The following is a 14666-nucleotide window of genomic DNA, read 5'->3' as shown; positions in this document are numbered from 1 at the left end:
CTCCCTAATCACGCGAGCGAGACGGGATACATACAACCATAGGTGAGCAAACCAAAGAAGGCTCGATTGTGCTAGGAAGCTAGAGCCGATCCCTCAACGCATACCAGTTCAGCGCCAGAAACATCAGCGGCGCCCGCAGCGCCCGCCCGCCCGGGAATGCAGGAATCCTCAGTTCCTCGAACAGCTTCAGCCGGTCGCGGTTTCCCGCCACCGTCTCGGCGTAGAGCTTGCCCATGAAGTTCGACAGCATCACGCCGTGGCCCGAATAGCCGCCGGCCGAGATCACGTTCGGCATGACCTCGCGGACGTAAGGCTTGCGCGGCATGGTGATGCCGACATAGCCGCCCCATTGATGCGTGATCTCGACGTCCTTGAGCGCCGGATAGACCTCGGCGATCTGCCGCCGAATGTGGTCGGCGATGCCCTTCGGATCGCCGGTCGAATAAATCTCCCGTCCGCCGAAGAGCAGTCGCCCGTCGGCCGACTTGCGGAAATAGCGCACCACGAAGCGCGAATCGTCGACGCTTTCGCCGCCCGGCAGCACCGGACTGTCATCTCCGAGCGGCACGGTCGCGCCGATGAACGAGCCGATCGGCATGATATGCGCCGCGCTCTTTTCCTCGAGGTTGCCGCCATAGGCATTGACGGCGATGAGCGCCTTGGCGGCCGTGATCGTACCGCGCGGTGTGGTGATCCTCACCTTGCCGCCGCTGCTCTCGATCTTCGTCGCGGGGGTGTTCTCGTGAAGGCCAGCGCCCGCCGCAGCGGCCACGCGGGCCGTGCCGACGACGAGTTTCAGCGGATGAATGTGACCCGTCCCGGTGTCGCGAATGCCGCCGAGATAATGCGTCGACCCCAACCGCCGCGCCGTCTCGTCCGCGTCCATGTAGCTGATGTGCGGATAGCCGAACCGCTCGGCCATCAGCGCCGGGTGCGCCTGATAGTCCTTCAGATAGCGCTTCTTGTGCACCACCGACATCTGACCGGGCCGATAATCGATGTCGATCCCGTTCGTCTCGGCGAATTCCAGAAGATGCGCTTTCGCCTCCTCGGCGAGGTCGAACAGCGCCTTCGCCCGCGTGAAGCCAAGCTCGGCCTCATATTCCTCCGCCCAGGCCCGCTGCCCGGTCCCGAGCTGCCCGCCATTCCTCCCCGACGCGCCGTCGCCGAAGCGATGCTGGTCGATCAGCACGACATTCGTGCCTGCCTTCGCCAGATGCGCGGCCGCCGACAGCCCGGTAAACCCACCGCCGATGATCGCGACATCGGCCCAAGCGTTCCCGTCGAGCGGCGCATATTCCGGCCGCGCGCCGACCGTCGCCTCATACCAGGAGATGCCGGGGGAGATGGGGGATTGGTATTGCCTGGCGTGTTCAGTCAAATTCTTCGGGCCATTCGCGAGCGCCGTGCATCACGGCCAAAATTTCCACTCCGTCGCGCAACCTGTAGGCGACGACGTATCCGATATCCGCCAGGACCAGCTCACGCGTGCCCTGAACCCGTCCAGGCCGCCCGATTTCCGGCGTCTGCGAAAGATGGGCGGCTCGATCGAGAATGGCGTTGACGAGCCTGAAGGCTGCCGCCGGATTTCGCTCCGCAACGTAGTCCTGCATGGCATCGAGGTCTGCAAGCGCGGGTAGGGTCCATTGAACGGTCTTCACGCGTCGCGATACTTGGTGCGAATACGCTCGATATCCACTTCCGAGGCGAACTCCCCACTGTCCGCGGCCTTGATTCCGGCGGCGATCTTGTCGGCGAAACGCTCCTGCCATTCGAGTGAATGGCCGTGCTCCAGTGCCTCGGCGATGATTTCCGACTCGGACAGCCCGGTCCGCTTCGCGATCGCCGCCACGCGTCGCCTCGTATCGGCTTTGATCTCGACCTCGATATTCATCGAACCGTCTTCACCTTGCAGACGACCAAACGTGCCACGCCGCCCCTACACATTCAACAACAGATACTCCCGCTCCCACGGGCTGATCACTTCCATGAACGTCTCGAACTCGGCCTTCTTGATCGCCGCATAGGTCGAGATGAATTGCGTGCCGAGAATGCCCTGAAGATCGTCGTCGCCCTCGAACAGTTCGACGGCTTCGAGCAGCCCGCGCGGCAGTTCGATCTCGTCCTCGTTGACGCTCGACCCCGTCGGCGCATCGCATTTCGTCTCGCGCAGGATGCCGATGAGGCCGCAGGCAAGCGAGGCGGCAAGCGCGAGATAGGGGTTGGCGTCCGAGGAGGGGATGCGGTTTTCGACGCGCCGCGAAGCCGAATCCGAGCGCGGCACGCGGAATGCAGTCGTGCGGTTGTCATAGCCCCAGCGCGTATTGACCGGCGCTGCCGATGCCTGCGTCAGCCGGCGATACGAATTGACGTAGGGCGCCAGCATGACGAGCGCGCTTGGCATGTGCCGCTGCAATCCGCCGATGAAATTGTAGAACGTTTCCGTTTCCGAGCCGTCGTCGTTGGTGAAGACGTTCTTGCCCGTCTTCGTGTCGATGATCGACTGGTGGATGTGCATGGCCGAGCCCGGCTGACCCTGGATGGGCTTGGCCATGAAGGTCGCATAAGTCTCGTGCTTCAGCGCCGCCTCACGGATCGTGCGCTTGAAGAGGAAGACCTGGTCGGCGAGTTCCACCGGGTCGCCATGGCGCAGGTTGATCTCGAGCTGTCCCGCGCCTTCCTCGTGGATCAGCGTGTCGATCTCGAGGCCCTGCACCTCCGAGAAGTGGTAGATGTCGTCGATCAATTCGTCGAATTCGTTGACGCCAGCGATCGAATAGCCCTGTCCGCCCGCGATCGCGCGGCCCGACCGGCCGATCGGCGGGACCAGGGGATAGTCCGGGTCCGGGTTCTTGCGCACGAGATAGAATTCGATCTCCGGCGCGACCACCGGCTTCAGCCCGTTGCGCTCATAGGCTTCGACCACGCGGCGCAGCACATTGCGCGGCGTGAACTCGACCATACGCCCGTCCTGGTGGACGAGGTCGCAGATCACCTGCGCCGTCGGGTCGCTCTCCCACGGCACGACGGACAGCGTCGAAAGGTCGGGCAAAAGCTTCAAATCGCCATCGTCCTCGGGATAGACGAAGCCGTTGCCGTCCTCCGGATAGCGGCCCGAGATCGTCGTCATGAAGACGGCCGAGGGCAGGGCGAGCGAGGTGTTGGACGTGAATTTCTTCGACGGCATCATCTTGCCGCGCGCCACGCCCGCCTGGTCGGGCGTGATGCACTCGATGTCCTCGATGCCGCGCCATTCGAGCCAGCCGCCCGCCTCTTTCCAGTTCTTCACGCCGCGAAGGTTCTGCATGAATTGGGGAGTGCGCGTCCGCGATGCCTTGGGGGCCGCGCGGTCTTGCTTTTTGGGGGCAGGCATCAATCACCAGAAGTCGTTGAAAGTGGCCGCATTATAGCCACCGGAGCGCCGCGATTGGAAGGGCGGTCAGCTTCGCGCGGCAGCCGCTGAAAGCCGCGCTACGAGATGCCGGATGGCGGGCTGCAGCGATTCGGGCGTGATCGGCTTTGCCACCACCGCATCCGGCGGGCCGAACTCGGCCTCTTCATCCTCGGTGAGATGCCGGCTGGCGACGAACAGGATGCCGGGTCGTCCCTTGAGCGCGCAGGCGCTGGTCAGGAGGGCATCCAGAAGATCGTCGCATTCCCGGTTGGTCGCGCCGCCGTCGAGAATAACGGTGCCGGGCAGGCGATCCCTGTACTGCGCCATCGCATCGCCGACTCCGGTGGCGAAGGCCTTCAATCCGCAGCGTTCCACGATCTTGGAGACGACGAGCGCGTTGACGCGGGCGGAACTGACGATCTGCACGAGAGCCCCGTCGAGCCCCTGGCCCATCAGCGCCGGCGAGTAGCCTGTCCGTTCGGGAGGAAGATTATTGCCGTCCGTCCCCTGCATCCGCCACCGCCCCGTTCGAACCAACCCCCGCCGGCTACAACCGGCAACGGGGATAGTGGATCATTGAGGTTGTATGTCAACGGGTTGCGTTTAGCGCGTGTACAATTTCAGGTTACAAAATTCCGTTTGGAAAAGATTTCCTTAAACGGAAACGGCGCGCGGACGCTTCGCCCGCGCGCAAGACTTTCAAATGAGGGTTCAGTTGCCCTTCGTCACGACGACCGGGATCAGGAGGTCACCCCAGTTCCCTTCGCCGCCATGGTGACGCGCGGAGCGCACCAGCTCGACGGAGACGCCGGCCTCGACCGCCTTCATCACCGACTGGTTGAGACGGTGGAGGTCGTTCGCCACCATGCGGATGACCGCCTGCTGGTCTGCATTCATCGCCGACGACTGTTCCTCGGCCCGTTCCTTGACGCGTGTATTGGGTGTCATGTCCGTGTCTCCTGGGTGAGAAGGGCAGGGCGGCGATGATCCGCCGCCCGCTATTGGTTATTCGGCCGCCGGCTTGAACTGTTCGTGCTCGGTCGATTCGTGCATCGCGGTGGTGGACGACTGGCCGCCGGTGATCGCCATCGACACGGCATCGAAATAGCCGGTGCCGACTTCGCGCTGGTGCTTGGTCGCAGTGTAGCCGTTCACTTCCGCCGCGAATTCGGCTTCCTGCAACTCCGAATAGGCCGCCATCTGGCGCTCCTTGTAGCCGCGGGCGAGCTCGAACATGCCGAAATTCAACTGGTGGAAGCCGGCGAGCGTGATGAACTGGAACTTGTAGCCCATCGCACCGAGTTCGCGCTGGAACTTGGCGATCGTCGCGTCGTCGAGGTTCTTCTTCCAGTTGAAGGAAGGCGAGCAGTTATAGGCGAGCTTCTTGCCCGGATGCGCCTTGTGTACGGCCTCGGCGAACTTCTTCGCCTGGGCGAGGTCCGGCTTGCCGGTCTCCATCCAGATCAGATCGCAATGCGGCGCATAGGCGATGGCGCGCGCGATGCACGGCTCGATGCCGTTCTTCACCTGGTAGAAGCCTTCCACCGTGCGGCCCTTGTCGTGGTCGACGAAAGGCTGGTCGCGCTCGTCGATGTCGGAGGTGAGCAGCTTGGCGGCCTCGGCATCGGTGCGCGCGACGATCAGCGTCGGCGTGCCCATCACGTCGGCGGCAAGCCGTGCGGCATTCAAGTTGCGGATATGCGCGGCGGTCGGGATCAGGACCTTGCCGCCAAGGTGACCGCACTTCTTTTCCGAAGCGAGCTGGTCCTCGAAGTGGACGCCCGCGACGCCAGCCTCGATGAAGGCCTTCATGATCTCGAACGCGTTGAGCGGTCCCCCGAAACCGGCTTCCGCGTCGGCGACGATCGGCGCGAACCAAGTGTCGACCGACAGACCATTGCCTTCGGACGTCTCGATCTGGTCGGCGCGCTGCAGCGTTTTGTTGATGCGCTTGGCAAGCTCCGGCGCAGCGTTGGCCGGGTAGAGCGACTGGTCGGGATACATCGACGAGGCTGTGTTGGCGTCGGCCGCGACCTGCCATCCGGAAAGGTAGATCGCCTTCAGCCCGGCGCGAACCATCTGCATCGCCTGGTTGCCGGAAAGCGCGCCGAGCGCGTTGACGAAATCTTCCTCGTGGATGAGCTTCCACAAGCGGTTGGCGCCGTTTTCGGCCAGCGTGTGCTTCATCTGGACCGACCCGCGCAGGCGCTTCACGTCCTCGGCGGTGTAGGGGCGCTCGATGCCGTCGAAACGGCCTTCGGGGGCGGACGGGACGAGGTTGTAAAAATCGGTCATGTCGTTCTCCACTCTTGTAAATCCTCTGCCGGACCTTTCGGCTGCGGCGCTGTTTCGGATTTACATTGCGCTGCGAAAGACAACGAGGAAATTGCGCAAAAGCTGCGTTCCAATCGGGTCATGCTGTGTTGATCTTGACCGACGAGGCGTGTAAATCTGTAAAGATTGTCAACCGTCGTCCTTGTAAAGGCGCTGTCAATGGCCGACCAGAAGATCTTCGCCGGACCGCGCATCCGCCGCATCCGCAACGGCAAGGGCCTGACCCAGACGGCGATGGCCGAGGCGCTCGGCATCTCGCCCTCCTATCTGAACCTCATCGAGCGCAACCAGCGCCCGCTGACGGTCCAACTCATCCTCAAGCTCGCCTCCGTCTTCAAGATCGAGCCGGACGAGTTGCAGGGTGAGGGCGCAGGCGCCGTGACGGCATTGCGCGAGGCCTTCGCCGATCCGCTACTCGCCGGCGAACTTCCCGGCGACCAGGAACTGATCGAACTCGCCGAAGGCGCCCCCAACGCATCGGCCGCCGTCATCAAGCTCTACCGCGCCTATCGCGAGCAGGCCGAACGCCTGTCGGATCTGTCGCACCTGCTCGCGCGCGAGGGCAGGGCGACGATCTCCGCCGCCCGCCTGCCGATCGACGAGGTGCGCGAGGTGCTGGAGCGCCGCCCGAACCATTTCGCAAGGATCGAGGACGAGGCCGAAGCCTTCAACAAGCTCCTCGGCGGCGAGGAACTTCTGGCTGCGCTGAAGGAATGGCTGCGCCGCGAATACGGCATCGTGGTCAAGGTGCTGCCGGTCGCGACCATGCCCAACTGGCGCCGCCGCTACGACCGCCATTCGCAGCGCCTGTTCATCTCCGAGCGCCTCTCGCCCTTCGACCAGTTGCGCGAAGTCGCGATGGAGGCCTGTCTCATCCGCATGAACGTGGCGATCGCCGCCGAAATCCAGGCGCTGAAGCTCTCCACCGACGAGGCCCGCCGCCTCGCTCGCTTCGAGCTCGCCCGCTACGCCGCCCACGCGCTGATGATGCCCTATCAGGCCTTCCACGCCGCCGCCGTCCGCGCCCGCTACGACATCGACGTCCTGCGCTCGCGCTTCGGCGTCTCCTTCGAGCAGGCCGCAAATCGCCTGACGATGCTCGGCCGCGCCACGCAGCCCGGCGTGCCGTTCTTCATGCTGGAAGTCGACCACGCCGGAAACCGCTTCCGGCGCGCGGGCGCGCAAGGGTTCCCGCAGGCGCGGTTCGGCGGCGCCTGTCCCAAACTCGCCGTCCACGCCGCCTTCGGCCAACCCGGCCAGATCTTCGTCGAAGCGGTCGAAATGCCCGACGGCGCCGAATTTCTGACGATCTGCCGCACGCTCGAAGGCCCGCAAGGCGCCTTCGCCGAACGCCCCCGCCGCACGGCGATCCTCATCGGCTGCGACATCGCCTTCAAGGACGACCTCGTCTACGCCTCCGCTCTCCCGGCCGAACCCCGCGCCGGCAAGCAGACGCTCGCCGCCGTCCCCATCGGCCCCGCCTGTCGCCTCTGCGAACGCACCGGCTGCCTAGCCCGCGCCGAACCTCCCGTCACACGTCCATTGGGGTTGGACGAGATGGTGACGGGACTGAGTGCGTTCGATTTTCAGTAGGGGGGATTGAAAAATGTATCTTCACAGGATACAAATTAGATGATCGGTTCAATTCGCGACAAACGCATTCCCGCGATCCGGGCCGGCAAGTCGGTGAAGGGCTTTCCCGCTGATCTGATGGCGCGGGCACAACGCAAGTTGGCGCAGTTGGATGCTGCGTCGTCATTGTCCGACATGAGTGTACCGCCGTCGAACAATCTGGAACCACTGAAGGGAGACCGCATCGGTCAATATTCGGTGCGGATCAACGACCAGTGGCGGCTCTGCTTCGTTTGGCGGGACGGAAATGCATACGACGTTGAAATCGTCGACTATCATTGAGGCCTACGATGTCTGAGTTGAAGCCCCGGCCGGTTCATCCCGGCGAAATCCTTCGGGAAGAGTTTCTCGTCGAGTACGATCTGTCGGCAGGCGCTCTGGCGAATGCCTTGCACGTTCCTCGTGACAGGATCGAGAAACTCGTTCGGGAAACGCGCGCCATCACGGCAGATACGGCGGCGCGCCTTGCGAAATATTTCGGTACGACACCGCAGTTCTGGATGAACCTGCAGTCCAACTGCGATCTTGCGCTGGTCGATGAGCGCGAGTTGTCCGAGGTCGAGCGGCGGGTCGCTTAGCGTCGCTCACCCCAGTCGCAACACCACGTTCCCCGTCACCTTGCCGCCTTCCACCGCCTCATGCGCGGCGACGATCTCGTCCAGCCCGTACGTCGCGCCGATCGTGTGCTTCAGCGTTGCCGCTTCCAGCATCTCGTTCAACTCCGGCAGCCGCACAGCGCGCTCCTCTGCAGTCAGTTCGTAGACGACGAAGACCTGCAGCGACAGGCTCCCCCAGAGCAGCGCCGGGAACGACATTGGCACGTCGCCGGCGACGTTCGAGCCGTAGCAGACGAACCTGCCGTGTTGGGCCAAGACGCCGCCCGGCAGCAGCCCTGCGGTCGAAGAAAAATCCATGTCGATGATGCCGTCGGCGCCCCTGCCGCCAGTCAGTTCCTTCACCCGGGCCGCGACGTCCTCGCTGCGATAGTCGATCACCGCGTCGCATCCCGCGTCGAGCGCATGGTCGCATCGGGCAGGCGAGGCGGTGCCGATCACCTGCGCGCCGGCAGCTTTCGCCATCTGCACCGCATAGTGACCGACGGCCGCCGCGGCACCCGTCACAAGAAGCGTCTTGCCTGCGATGTCGCCGTGCAGCTTGACAGCATGGAGCGCCGTCAGCCCCGGAATGCCCATGCACGCGCCGGCGTCGAAATCGATGCCGTCCGGCAGCCGCACAGCCTGCACGGCCGGCAGCGCGATGAACTGCGCCGCCGTGCCGAAGGGCCGCTTCCATTGGCCGTTCCAGGTCCAGACCCGCTCGCCAATGCGGCTCGGATCGACGCCGTCGCCCACCGCCTCTATGACCCCGGCGCCGTCCGAATGCGGAATGATGCGCGGCGCGATCAGCGGCCGGCCGCGCCTGCTCTTCACGTCGGATGGATTGACGCCCGAGGCCATCAGTCTGACAAGGACTTCGCCTGCGGCCGGCTTCGGCGTTTCCATTTCACCAACGACGAGCACATCTTTCGCCTCGCCATTCTTCTCATACCAGCCAGCCTTCATCGTCCCGTCCTCCCGTTCGAAACTCTGCGCCGCAAACTCGTTGCCAGACGCGCCAATTGCAAGAGCCCGAGCGGTGCGAACCAGATGATCGCCTCGCTCCAGTCGCGGGTGAGCAGCAGCCAGTGCGCCAGCGTCAGCAGGGCTGCGGGATAGGCAAGGCGCTGCACCGCCTTCCATCCGCGTCCCATCGCGCGCACCGCCCGGTCGTTGGAAATCGCCGCCATGACGAGAAGCGCGGCAAATGCCGCCCAGCCCGTCCACATCGAAGCCCACGCCATCCCCGCGACGATGTCGGCGAGACTGCCGATCGACAGCGCGAACACCACCATATGGATCGCCGCATAGCCGAACGCGGCAAGCCCGATCGCCCGCCGCTGGCGCAACAGCCAGCGTGTCCACGCCGTCGCGCCGAACAGCGCTTTCAGCGGCGAGATCGCCAGCGCGAGGATCAGGAGCACCGCGGCCGCCTCGCCGGTCGGGCGGATCGAGACGCGCCACGGCGCGCCGAGCACCAGCGGCGCCAGCATGGCGAGCGCGGGCAGCATGAGAAGGCTGAACAGGAAGGGGCGCGATTGGAGCAGCATGAATTGCCCCAATTAGCTGAACTGGCTGGATCACGCCATTGGCAGATCGACCGAAGTAGATGGCAGGGCCGCAAGGTTGCGGCGTTCCGTGGAAACCGAGCATGTCGCAGGTCGCGCCCGTCACCGCCGTCCCTGCCGCCGTTCCGGCGGTCTCCCCGCGCGAGGAGCGCGTCGGGCTGCTGCTCGTCTTCCTCTCCGCCCTGTTCTGGAGTTTCGGCGGCGCCATCGCCCGCTTCATCGAGGCGCCGGATTCCTGGACGGTCGTCTTCTGGCGCTCGCTCTGGGCGGCCGCCTTTCTCATCGGCTACATGGTCTGGCGCGACGGCTTTGCCGGCACGAAGGCGCTCTTTCGCCAGATGGGTTTGCCCGGCGTCGCGGTCGGCCACTGCTTCGCCACGGCGTCGACCTCCTTCGTCGTCGCGCTCTCCTACACGACGGTCGCCAACGTTCTCCTGATGCAGGCCGGCGTGCCGCTCATCGCCGCGCTCATCGCGTTCGTCCTTTTCCGCGAGCGCGTCTCGCTGGCCACATGGTGCGCCATTGCCGCCGTCATCATCGGCGTCGCCATCATGGTCTCGGATTCGCTCACCGGAAACGTCTCGCCCATCGGCGACGGCCTTGCGGTGCTGATCGCGCTGGTTTTCGCCTGCGCCACCGTCATCACGCGCCGTTATGCCCATGTCCGCATGACGCCGGCGACGTGCCTCGGCACGCTCATCGCCGGTACGTTCGCCGCGACGCAAACCTCGACCTTCGCGGTGACTGCCCCCGACATGGCGTTCCTCTTCGCCTTCGGCGCGCTCAATCTCGGCCTCGGCCTCGCCTTCTTCGCCACCGGCGCGCGGCTCATCCCGGCCGCCTTCGCCGCGCTTCTCGGCACGTTCGAAACGCTGCTCGGCCCGGTCTGGGTGTGGCTCGTCCATGCCGAGGTGCCCTCGGCGCGAACCATCCTCGGCGGCGCGGTCGTCTTCGCCGCGCTCCTCGTCCATATCGGGCTCGAGTTCCGCCGCCAGCGCCGCCCGCTCAAACCCGGCGTCACCGGGGTCCAGCAGCCGAATTAGCAGTCCCTGAACCAAGCTTGACTCCGGTCGAGGCGAGGGGCACCCTTCGCGGATCGGCAACAGTCAGACAGGTTTATCTTGCAACCCACGGCAACGGGCATCCTCGAAACGCATCCTGAAACATCCGCGGACCATCCGACCTCCCCGCCCCAGAGCGGACAGTCAGCGTCCAAATTCGTCTCCGCGGATCACGAGCGCGAATACCGCGCCTTCATCGAGGAACATCCCGATATCGAAGCCGTCGAGTTCCTGCTGGTCGACCCGAACGGCGTCATGCGCGGCAAATGGGCGCCCGGCGATGCGCTGAAGAAGGCCTTCGAGGAAGGCGTCAATTTTCCGATGTCGCTGCACGGCCTCGACGTCTGGGGCCGCGAGGTCACCGAGACCGGCATCCACATCGAGACAGGCGACCAGGACGGCTACTGCCGCGCCACGCGCGGCACGCTCTCCATCGTGCCCTGGGCCAAGCGCAAGACCGCGCAGGTCCTGCTCCAGACCTTCACCCCCGAGGGCGAGCCCTACATGGCCGACCCGCGACAGGTACTGAAGAAGAAGATCGCCGAGGTCAACGCGAAGGGCTTCTTCCCCGTCGTCGCCTTCGAACTCGAATTCTACCTGCTCGACCCGAACACCGCCTGGCACGACGGGATGCCCGGCCCCGTCGGCGCCACTGCCGGTCCCGACCGGCTGCGCATGTACGGGCTCGACGATCTGGCCGAACATGCCGACCTCTTCGACATGATCCGCGACGCGGCCGACGCTCAAGGCCTGCCGATCGACACGATCATCAAGGAGGCCGCGCCCGGCCAGTTCGAGGTCAATCTGAAGCACCGCGCCGATCCGCTGAAGGCGGCCGACGACGTCATCATGCTGCGCCGCATCGTGCTCGGCTGCGCCCGCGCGCATGGGCTCACGGCAACCTTCATGGCCAAGCCGTTCCTCGAATATGCCGGCAACGGCATGCACGTCCACGCGTCCATGCTGGATGGGTCGGGATCGAACATCTTCGGCGGTCCGGCAGGGCGCAAGGTGCTGGAATCCGCTGTCGCGGGGCTTTTGACCTCGATGCCGGAATCGCTCCTGATCTTCATCAACACATGGAACGGCTTCCGCCGCATCACGCCCGGCTCCTACGCGCCGACGCGGGCCGTCTGGGGCGAGAACAACCGCTCGGTCGCGCTGCGCATCCCCGTTTCGAACGACACCAACCGCCGAGTCGAACATCGCATCGCCGGCGCCGACGCCAACCCCTACCTCGTCCTCGCCGCCATCATTCAGGGCATGGTCGAGGGCATCGAGGCGAAAGCCGTTCCGCCGCCGCCCGTCGATGGCAACGCCTATGACGAGGACGGGCTGATGCTGCCCGACGACATGGACGACGCGCTGCAACTGATGGCCCGGAGCAAGTTCGCCGACCGCGCGCTCGGGCCGTTCCTCGCCAAGGTCTACCGCGATCTGAAGCGGGCGGAGATCATCGCCTTCTGGGCCGAGATCACGCCTTTGGAGCGCACCACCTATCTGTGAAGCCTTTGCGGCTTGCCGCAGTGCAAAAACAAAAATATCGTAAGCATATCCGGGCTTTCGCAAGCCCCAAGAAACCGACAGAGGAGCCATCGAATGAAGTCACGCAACATGTTGCTCGGCGCAGCCGCTTCGGCCATTGCCGCCGTCCTCGCCGGCGGGGCCGCCGCGCAGGACCGGGTCGTCAACGTCTATAACTGGTCGGACTATATCGACGATTCGCTGATCGCCGAGTTCACCGAGAAAACCGGCATCCGCGTCGTCTACGACGTGTTCGATTCCAACGAAATCCTCGAGACGCGCCTTCTGGCTGGCGGCTCGGGCTATGACGTGGTGGTGCCGACGGGCCTGTTCCTGTCGCGCCAGATCGAGGCCGGCGTCTTCCAGGAACTCGACAAGTCCAAGCTGCCGAACCTCGAAAACATGTGGGACTTCGTCGAAGGCCAGACCGAGAAATATGATCCCGGCAACGCCTATTCGATCAACTACATGTGGGGCACGGTCGGCATCGGCTACAATCCCGCCATGGTCGAGGAACGTCTCGGCACCGCCGAAATCGATAGCTGGGACATCGCCTTCGATCCGGAAAACCTCGCCAAGCTCGCCGATTGCGGCGTCTATTTCCTCGACAGCCCGACGGACATCCTGCCAACCGTCCTGCTCTGGCTCGGCAAGGACCCGAACTCGACCGAACCGGCAGATCTCGAAGCCGCCGAAGAGGTCATGCTGGCCGTGCGCCCGCACATCCGCCGCTTCCACTCGTCCGAATACATCAACGCGCTCGCAAACGGCGACATCTGCATGGCCATCGGCTGGTCCGGCGACGTCTTCCAGGCGGCCGACCGTGCGGCCGAGGCCAACAACAACGTCGAAGTCGCCTATTCGGTGCCGGAAGAGGGCGCCCAGCTCTGGTTCGACCAGATGGCGATCCCCGCCGACGCGCAGAATGTCGAGGAAGCGCATGAATTCCTGAATTTCATCATGGAGCCGGAAGTCATCGCGCGGGCGACCAACTACGTCTACTTCGCCAATGGCAACGAGGCGGCGAAGGAGTTCATCGAGCCCGAGATCATCGAGGACACGGCGATCTATCCGGACGATGCGACGCTGGAGAAAATGTTCACGGTCATGCCCTACGAGCCCCGCTTCCAGCGCCTCGTCACCCGAAGCTGGACCCGCATCGTCACCGGCCAGTAAACCATCCGAGAGGCCCGGTTCATCCGGGCCTCTTCATTCCCGACCGACCCAGAGGGCCCCGAATGAAATCGCTGGGAAGCATCCGCCGCAGCTTTGCGCCCTGGACCGATCCGACCGCGAAACCGTTCATCGCCTTCGAGAACGTCACCAAGCGTTTCGGCGATTTCACCGCCGTCGACAATCTGTCGCTGAATGTCTACGAGCGCGAGTTCTTCGCGCTGCTCGGCGCGTCGGGCTGCGGCAAGTCCACGCTGCTCAGAATGCTGGCCGGCTTCGAGGAGCCGAGCGCGGGACGCATCCTGCTCGACGGGCAGGACCTTGCCGGCATCCCGCCCTATCGTCGCCCCGTCAACATGATGTTCCAGTCCTACGCGCTCTTCCCGCACATGACGGTGGAGAAGAACATCGCCTATGGCCTGAAGCAGGACGGCATGGCGAAGGCCGACATCGAAAAGCGCGTCGCCGAGATGCTGAAGCTGGTCAAGCTCGAGCAGTTCGCCAAGCGCAAGCCGCACCAGCTCTCCGGCGGCCAGCGCCAGCGCGTCGCGCTCGCCCGCTCGGTCGCCAAGCGCCCGAAGGTGCTGCTGCTCGACGAGCCGCTCGGCGCGCTCGACAAGAAACTGCGCGAGGAAACCCAGTTCGAGCTGATGGATTTGCAGCAGCAGCTCGGCCTCACCTTCATGGTCGTCACCCACGATCAGGAGGAGGCGATGACCATGGCCGACCGCATCGCCATCATGGACAAGGGCGAGGTGATGCAGGTCGCGACCCCGGCCGAAGTCTACGAGGCCCCGGCCTCCCGCTTCGTCGCTGATTTCGTCGGTTCGGTGAACATCTTCGAGGGCCGCATCGCCGGCCGCGATGAAGGCCGCATCGAAATCGCCACCGCCGACGGCGTCACCATCCGCGCCGACGATGCAAATGCGGCAGGCGAGGGCACCGTCTGGTACGCCGTCCGCCCCGAAAAGATCCGCATTTCGTCGAAAAAGCCGGAAAACCCGGCGCTCAACGCAATAGAGGGCGAGGTCTGGGATATCGGCTATCTCGGCGACATGACGGTCTACAATGTCAAGCTCGCAGGCGGCCAGATCGTCCGCTCGAGCGAACTCAACCGCCACCGCACCAGCGAAGACCCACTCACCTGGAACGACCGCGCCTGGCTCACCTTCCCCGCCGACGCCGGCGTCGTGCTGACGCGGTAGGGCAAAATGGCAATGGTTGCGCTCCGTCACCCCCCCCTCTGGCCTGCCGGCCGCCCTGGCCCGAGCCACGGGTCTCGGCCCGTCCTTCGGACCCCCCTCAAGGGGGGAGATCACGCACCCCATTTTCCGCGCCACGATCGCCGAAGTCTCAGCGGAACGACGACGAGACTGATCTCCCC

At 64.6% G+C, this 14666-nt stretch carries 16 protein-coding genes; 7 read left to right on the top strand and 9 right to left on the bottom strand.

All coding sequences use genetic code 11. The annotated features are described in order from the left end of the window. Positions 1-79: 79 nt before the first annotated feature. The 7 genes from ALII_RS0116860 to aceA all read right to left on the bottom strand — a co-directional run bounded on the left by ALII_RS0116860 (position 80) and on the right by aceA (position 5689). The gene (locus ALII_RS0116860) at positions 80-1381 is read right to left on the bottom strand and encodes an FAD-binding oxidoreductase (protein ID WP_024588402.1); all 1302 of its coding nucleotides are present in this window, start codon (positions 1379-1381) and stop codon (positions 80-82) included. Then, complete coding sequence (locus ALII_RS22095; protein ID WP_024588401.1) at positions 1374-1661, bottom strand: type II toxin-antitoxin system RelE/ParE family toxin; 288 nt, start codon at positions 1659-1661, stop codon at positions 1374-1376. Before ALII_RS22095 ends, ALII_RS0116860 begins: the two co-directional genes overlap by 8 nt. Continuing rightward, positions 1658-1894, bottom strand: coding sequence for a ribbon-helix-helix protein, CopG family (locus ALII_RS22510; RefSeq protein WP_024588400.1), 237 nt, complete (start codon positions 1892-1894; stop codon positions 1658-1660). Before ALII_RS22510 ends, ALII_RS22095 begins: the two co-directional genes overlap by 4 nt. Positions 1895-1939: 45 nt before the next feature. Beyond that, positions 1940-3373, bottom strand: a complete 1434-nt coding sequence (locus ALII_RS0116845) for a glutamine synthetase family protein (protein ID WP_029660655.1) — start codon at positions 3371-3373, stop codon at positions 1940-1942. 66 nt (positions 3374-3439) lie between these two features. Further along, positions 3440-3907, bottom strand: a complete 468-nt coding sequence (locus tag ALII_RS0116840; protein ID WP_024588398.1) for a hypothetical protein — start codon at positions 3905-3907, stop codon at positions 3440-3442. A 198-nt stretch (positions 3908-4105) separates the two neighbouring features. After that, a complete protein-coding gene (locus tag ALII_RS0116835; protein ID WP_024588397.1) occupies positions 4106-4342 on the bottom strand; it encodes a hypothetical protein in 237 nt (78 codons plus the stop codon). A 57-nt stretch (positions 4343-4399) separates the two neighbouring features. Continuing rightward, the gene (aceA, locus tag ALII_RS0116830) at positions 4400-5689 is read right to left on the bottom strand and encodes an isocitrate lyase (RefSeq protein ID WP_024588396.1); all 1290 of its coding nucleotides are present in this window, start codon (positions 5687-5689) and stop codon (positions 4400-4402) included. Positions 5690-5887: 198 nt separating this feature from the next. Between aceA and ALII_RS0116825 the strand changes: the two genes are divergently transcribed. The 3 genes from ALII_RS0116825 to ALII_RS0116815 are packed head-to-tail and all read left to right on the top strand — an operon-like array spanning position 5888 to position 7938. Further along, on the top strand, positions 5888-7321 hold the full coding sequence (locus ALII_RS0116825; RefSeq protein ID WP_024588395.1) for an XRE family transcriptional regulator: 1434 nt from the start codon (positions 5888-5890) through the stop codon (positions 7319-7321). A gap of 39 nt (positions 7322-7360) precedes the next feature. Then, a complete protein-coding gene (locus ALII_RS0116820; protein ID WP_024588394.1) occupies positions 7361-7642 on the top strand; it encodes a type II toxin-antitoxin system RelE/ParE family toxin in 282 nt (93 codons plus the stop codon). An 8-nt stretch (positions 7643-7650) separates the two neighbouring features. Next, positions 7651-7938 (top strand): HigA family addiction module antitoxin, encoded by a 288-nt coding sequence (locus tag ALII_RS0116815; protein WP_024588393.1) that lies wholly within the window; start codon positions 7651-7653, stop codon positions 7936-7938. A gap of 6 nt (positions 7939-7944) precedes the next feature. On the opposite strand, the gene ALII_RS0116810 is transcribed toward ALII_RS0116815, so the two are convergent. Together ALII_RS0116810 and ALII_RS0116805 are read right to left on the bottom strand one after the other, a co-directional pair. Further along, the gene (locus ALII_RS0116810) at positions 7945-8922 is read right to left on the bottom strand and encodes an NADPH:quinone reductase (protein WP_024588392.1); all 978 of its coding nucleotides are present in this window, start codon (positions 8920-8922) and stop codon (positions 7945-7947) included. After that, complete coding sequence (locus ALII_RS0116805; RefSeq protein ID WP_024588391.1) at positions 8919-9506, bottom strand: ferric reductase-like transmembrane domain-containing protein; 588 nt, start codon at positions 9504-9506, stop codon at positions 8919-8921. Before ALII_RS0116805 ends, ALII_RS0116810 begins: the two co-directional genes overlap by 4 nt. A 101-nt stretch (positions 9507-9607) precedes the next feature. On the opposite strand from ALII_RS0116805, the gene ALII_RS0116800 reads away from it, so the two are divergent. The 4 genes from ALII_RS0116800 (at position 9608) to ALII_RS0116785 (ending at position 14487) form a co-directional block, all read left to right on the top strand. Then, positions 9608-10567: a DMT family transporter gene (locus tag ALII_RS0116800; RefSeq protein ID WP_024588390.1), complete on the top strand. Its 960-nt coding sequence runs from the start codon at positions 9608-9610 to the stop codon at positions 10565-10567. Positions 10568-10780: 213 nt separating this feature from the next. After that, positions 10781-12091, top strand: coding sequence for a glutamine synthetase family protein (locus ALII_RS0116795; protein WP_244437461.1), 1311 nt, complete (start codon positions 10781-10783; stop codon positions 12089-12091). A gap of 108 nt (positions 12092-12199) precedes the next feature. Continuing rightward, positions 12200-13285: a polyamine ABC transporter substrate-binding protein gene (locus ALII_RS0116790; protein WP_024588388.1), complete on the top strand. Its 1086-nt coding sequence runs from the start codon at positions 12200-12202 to the stop codon at positions 13283-13285. Positions 13286-13347: 62 nt separating this feature from the next. Next, positions 13348-14487, top strand: a complete 1140-nt coding sequence (locus ALII_RS0116785; RefSeq protein ID WP_024588387.1) for an ABC transporter ATP-binding protein — start codon at positions 13348-13350, stop codon at positions 14485-14487. Positions 14488-14666: the final 179 nt, after the last annotated feature.

Origin of the sequence: Aliihoeflea sp. 2WW (assembly GCF_000497755.1) — a bacterium.
Classification (GTDB): Bacteria; Pseudomonadota; Alphaproteobacteria; order Rhizobiales; family Rhizobiaceae; genus Aliihoeflea.
Note: the sequence above shows the minus strand (reverse complement) of the source record. Positions and strands in the feature narration are given on the sequence as shown.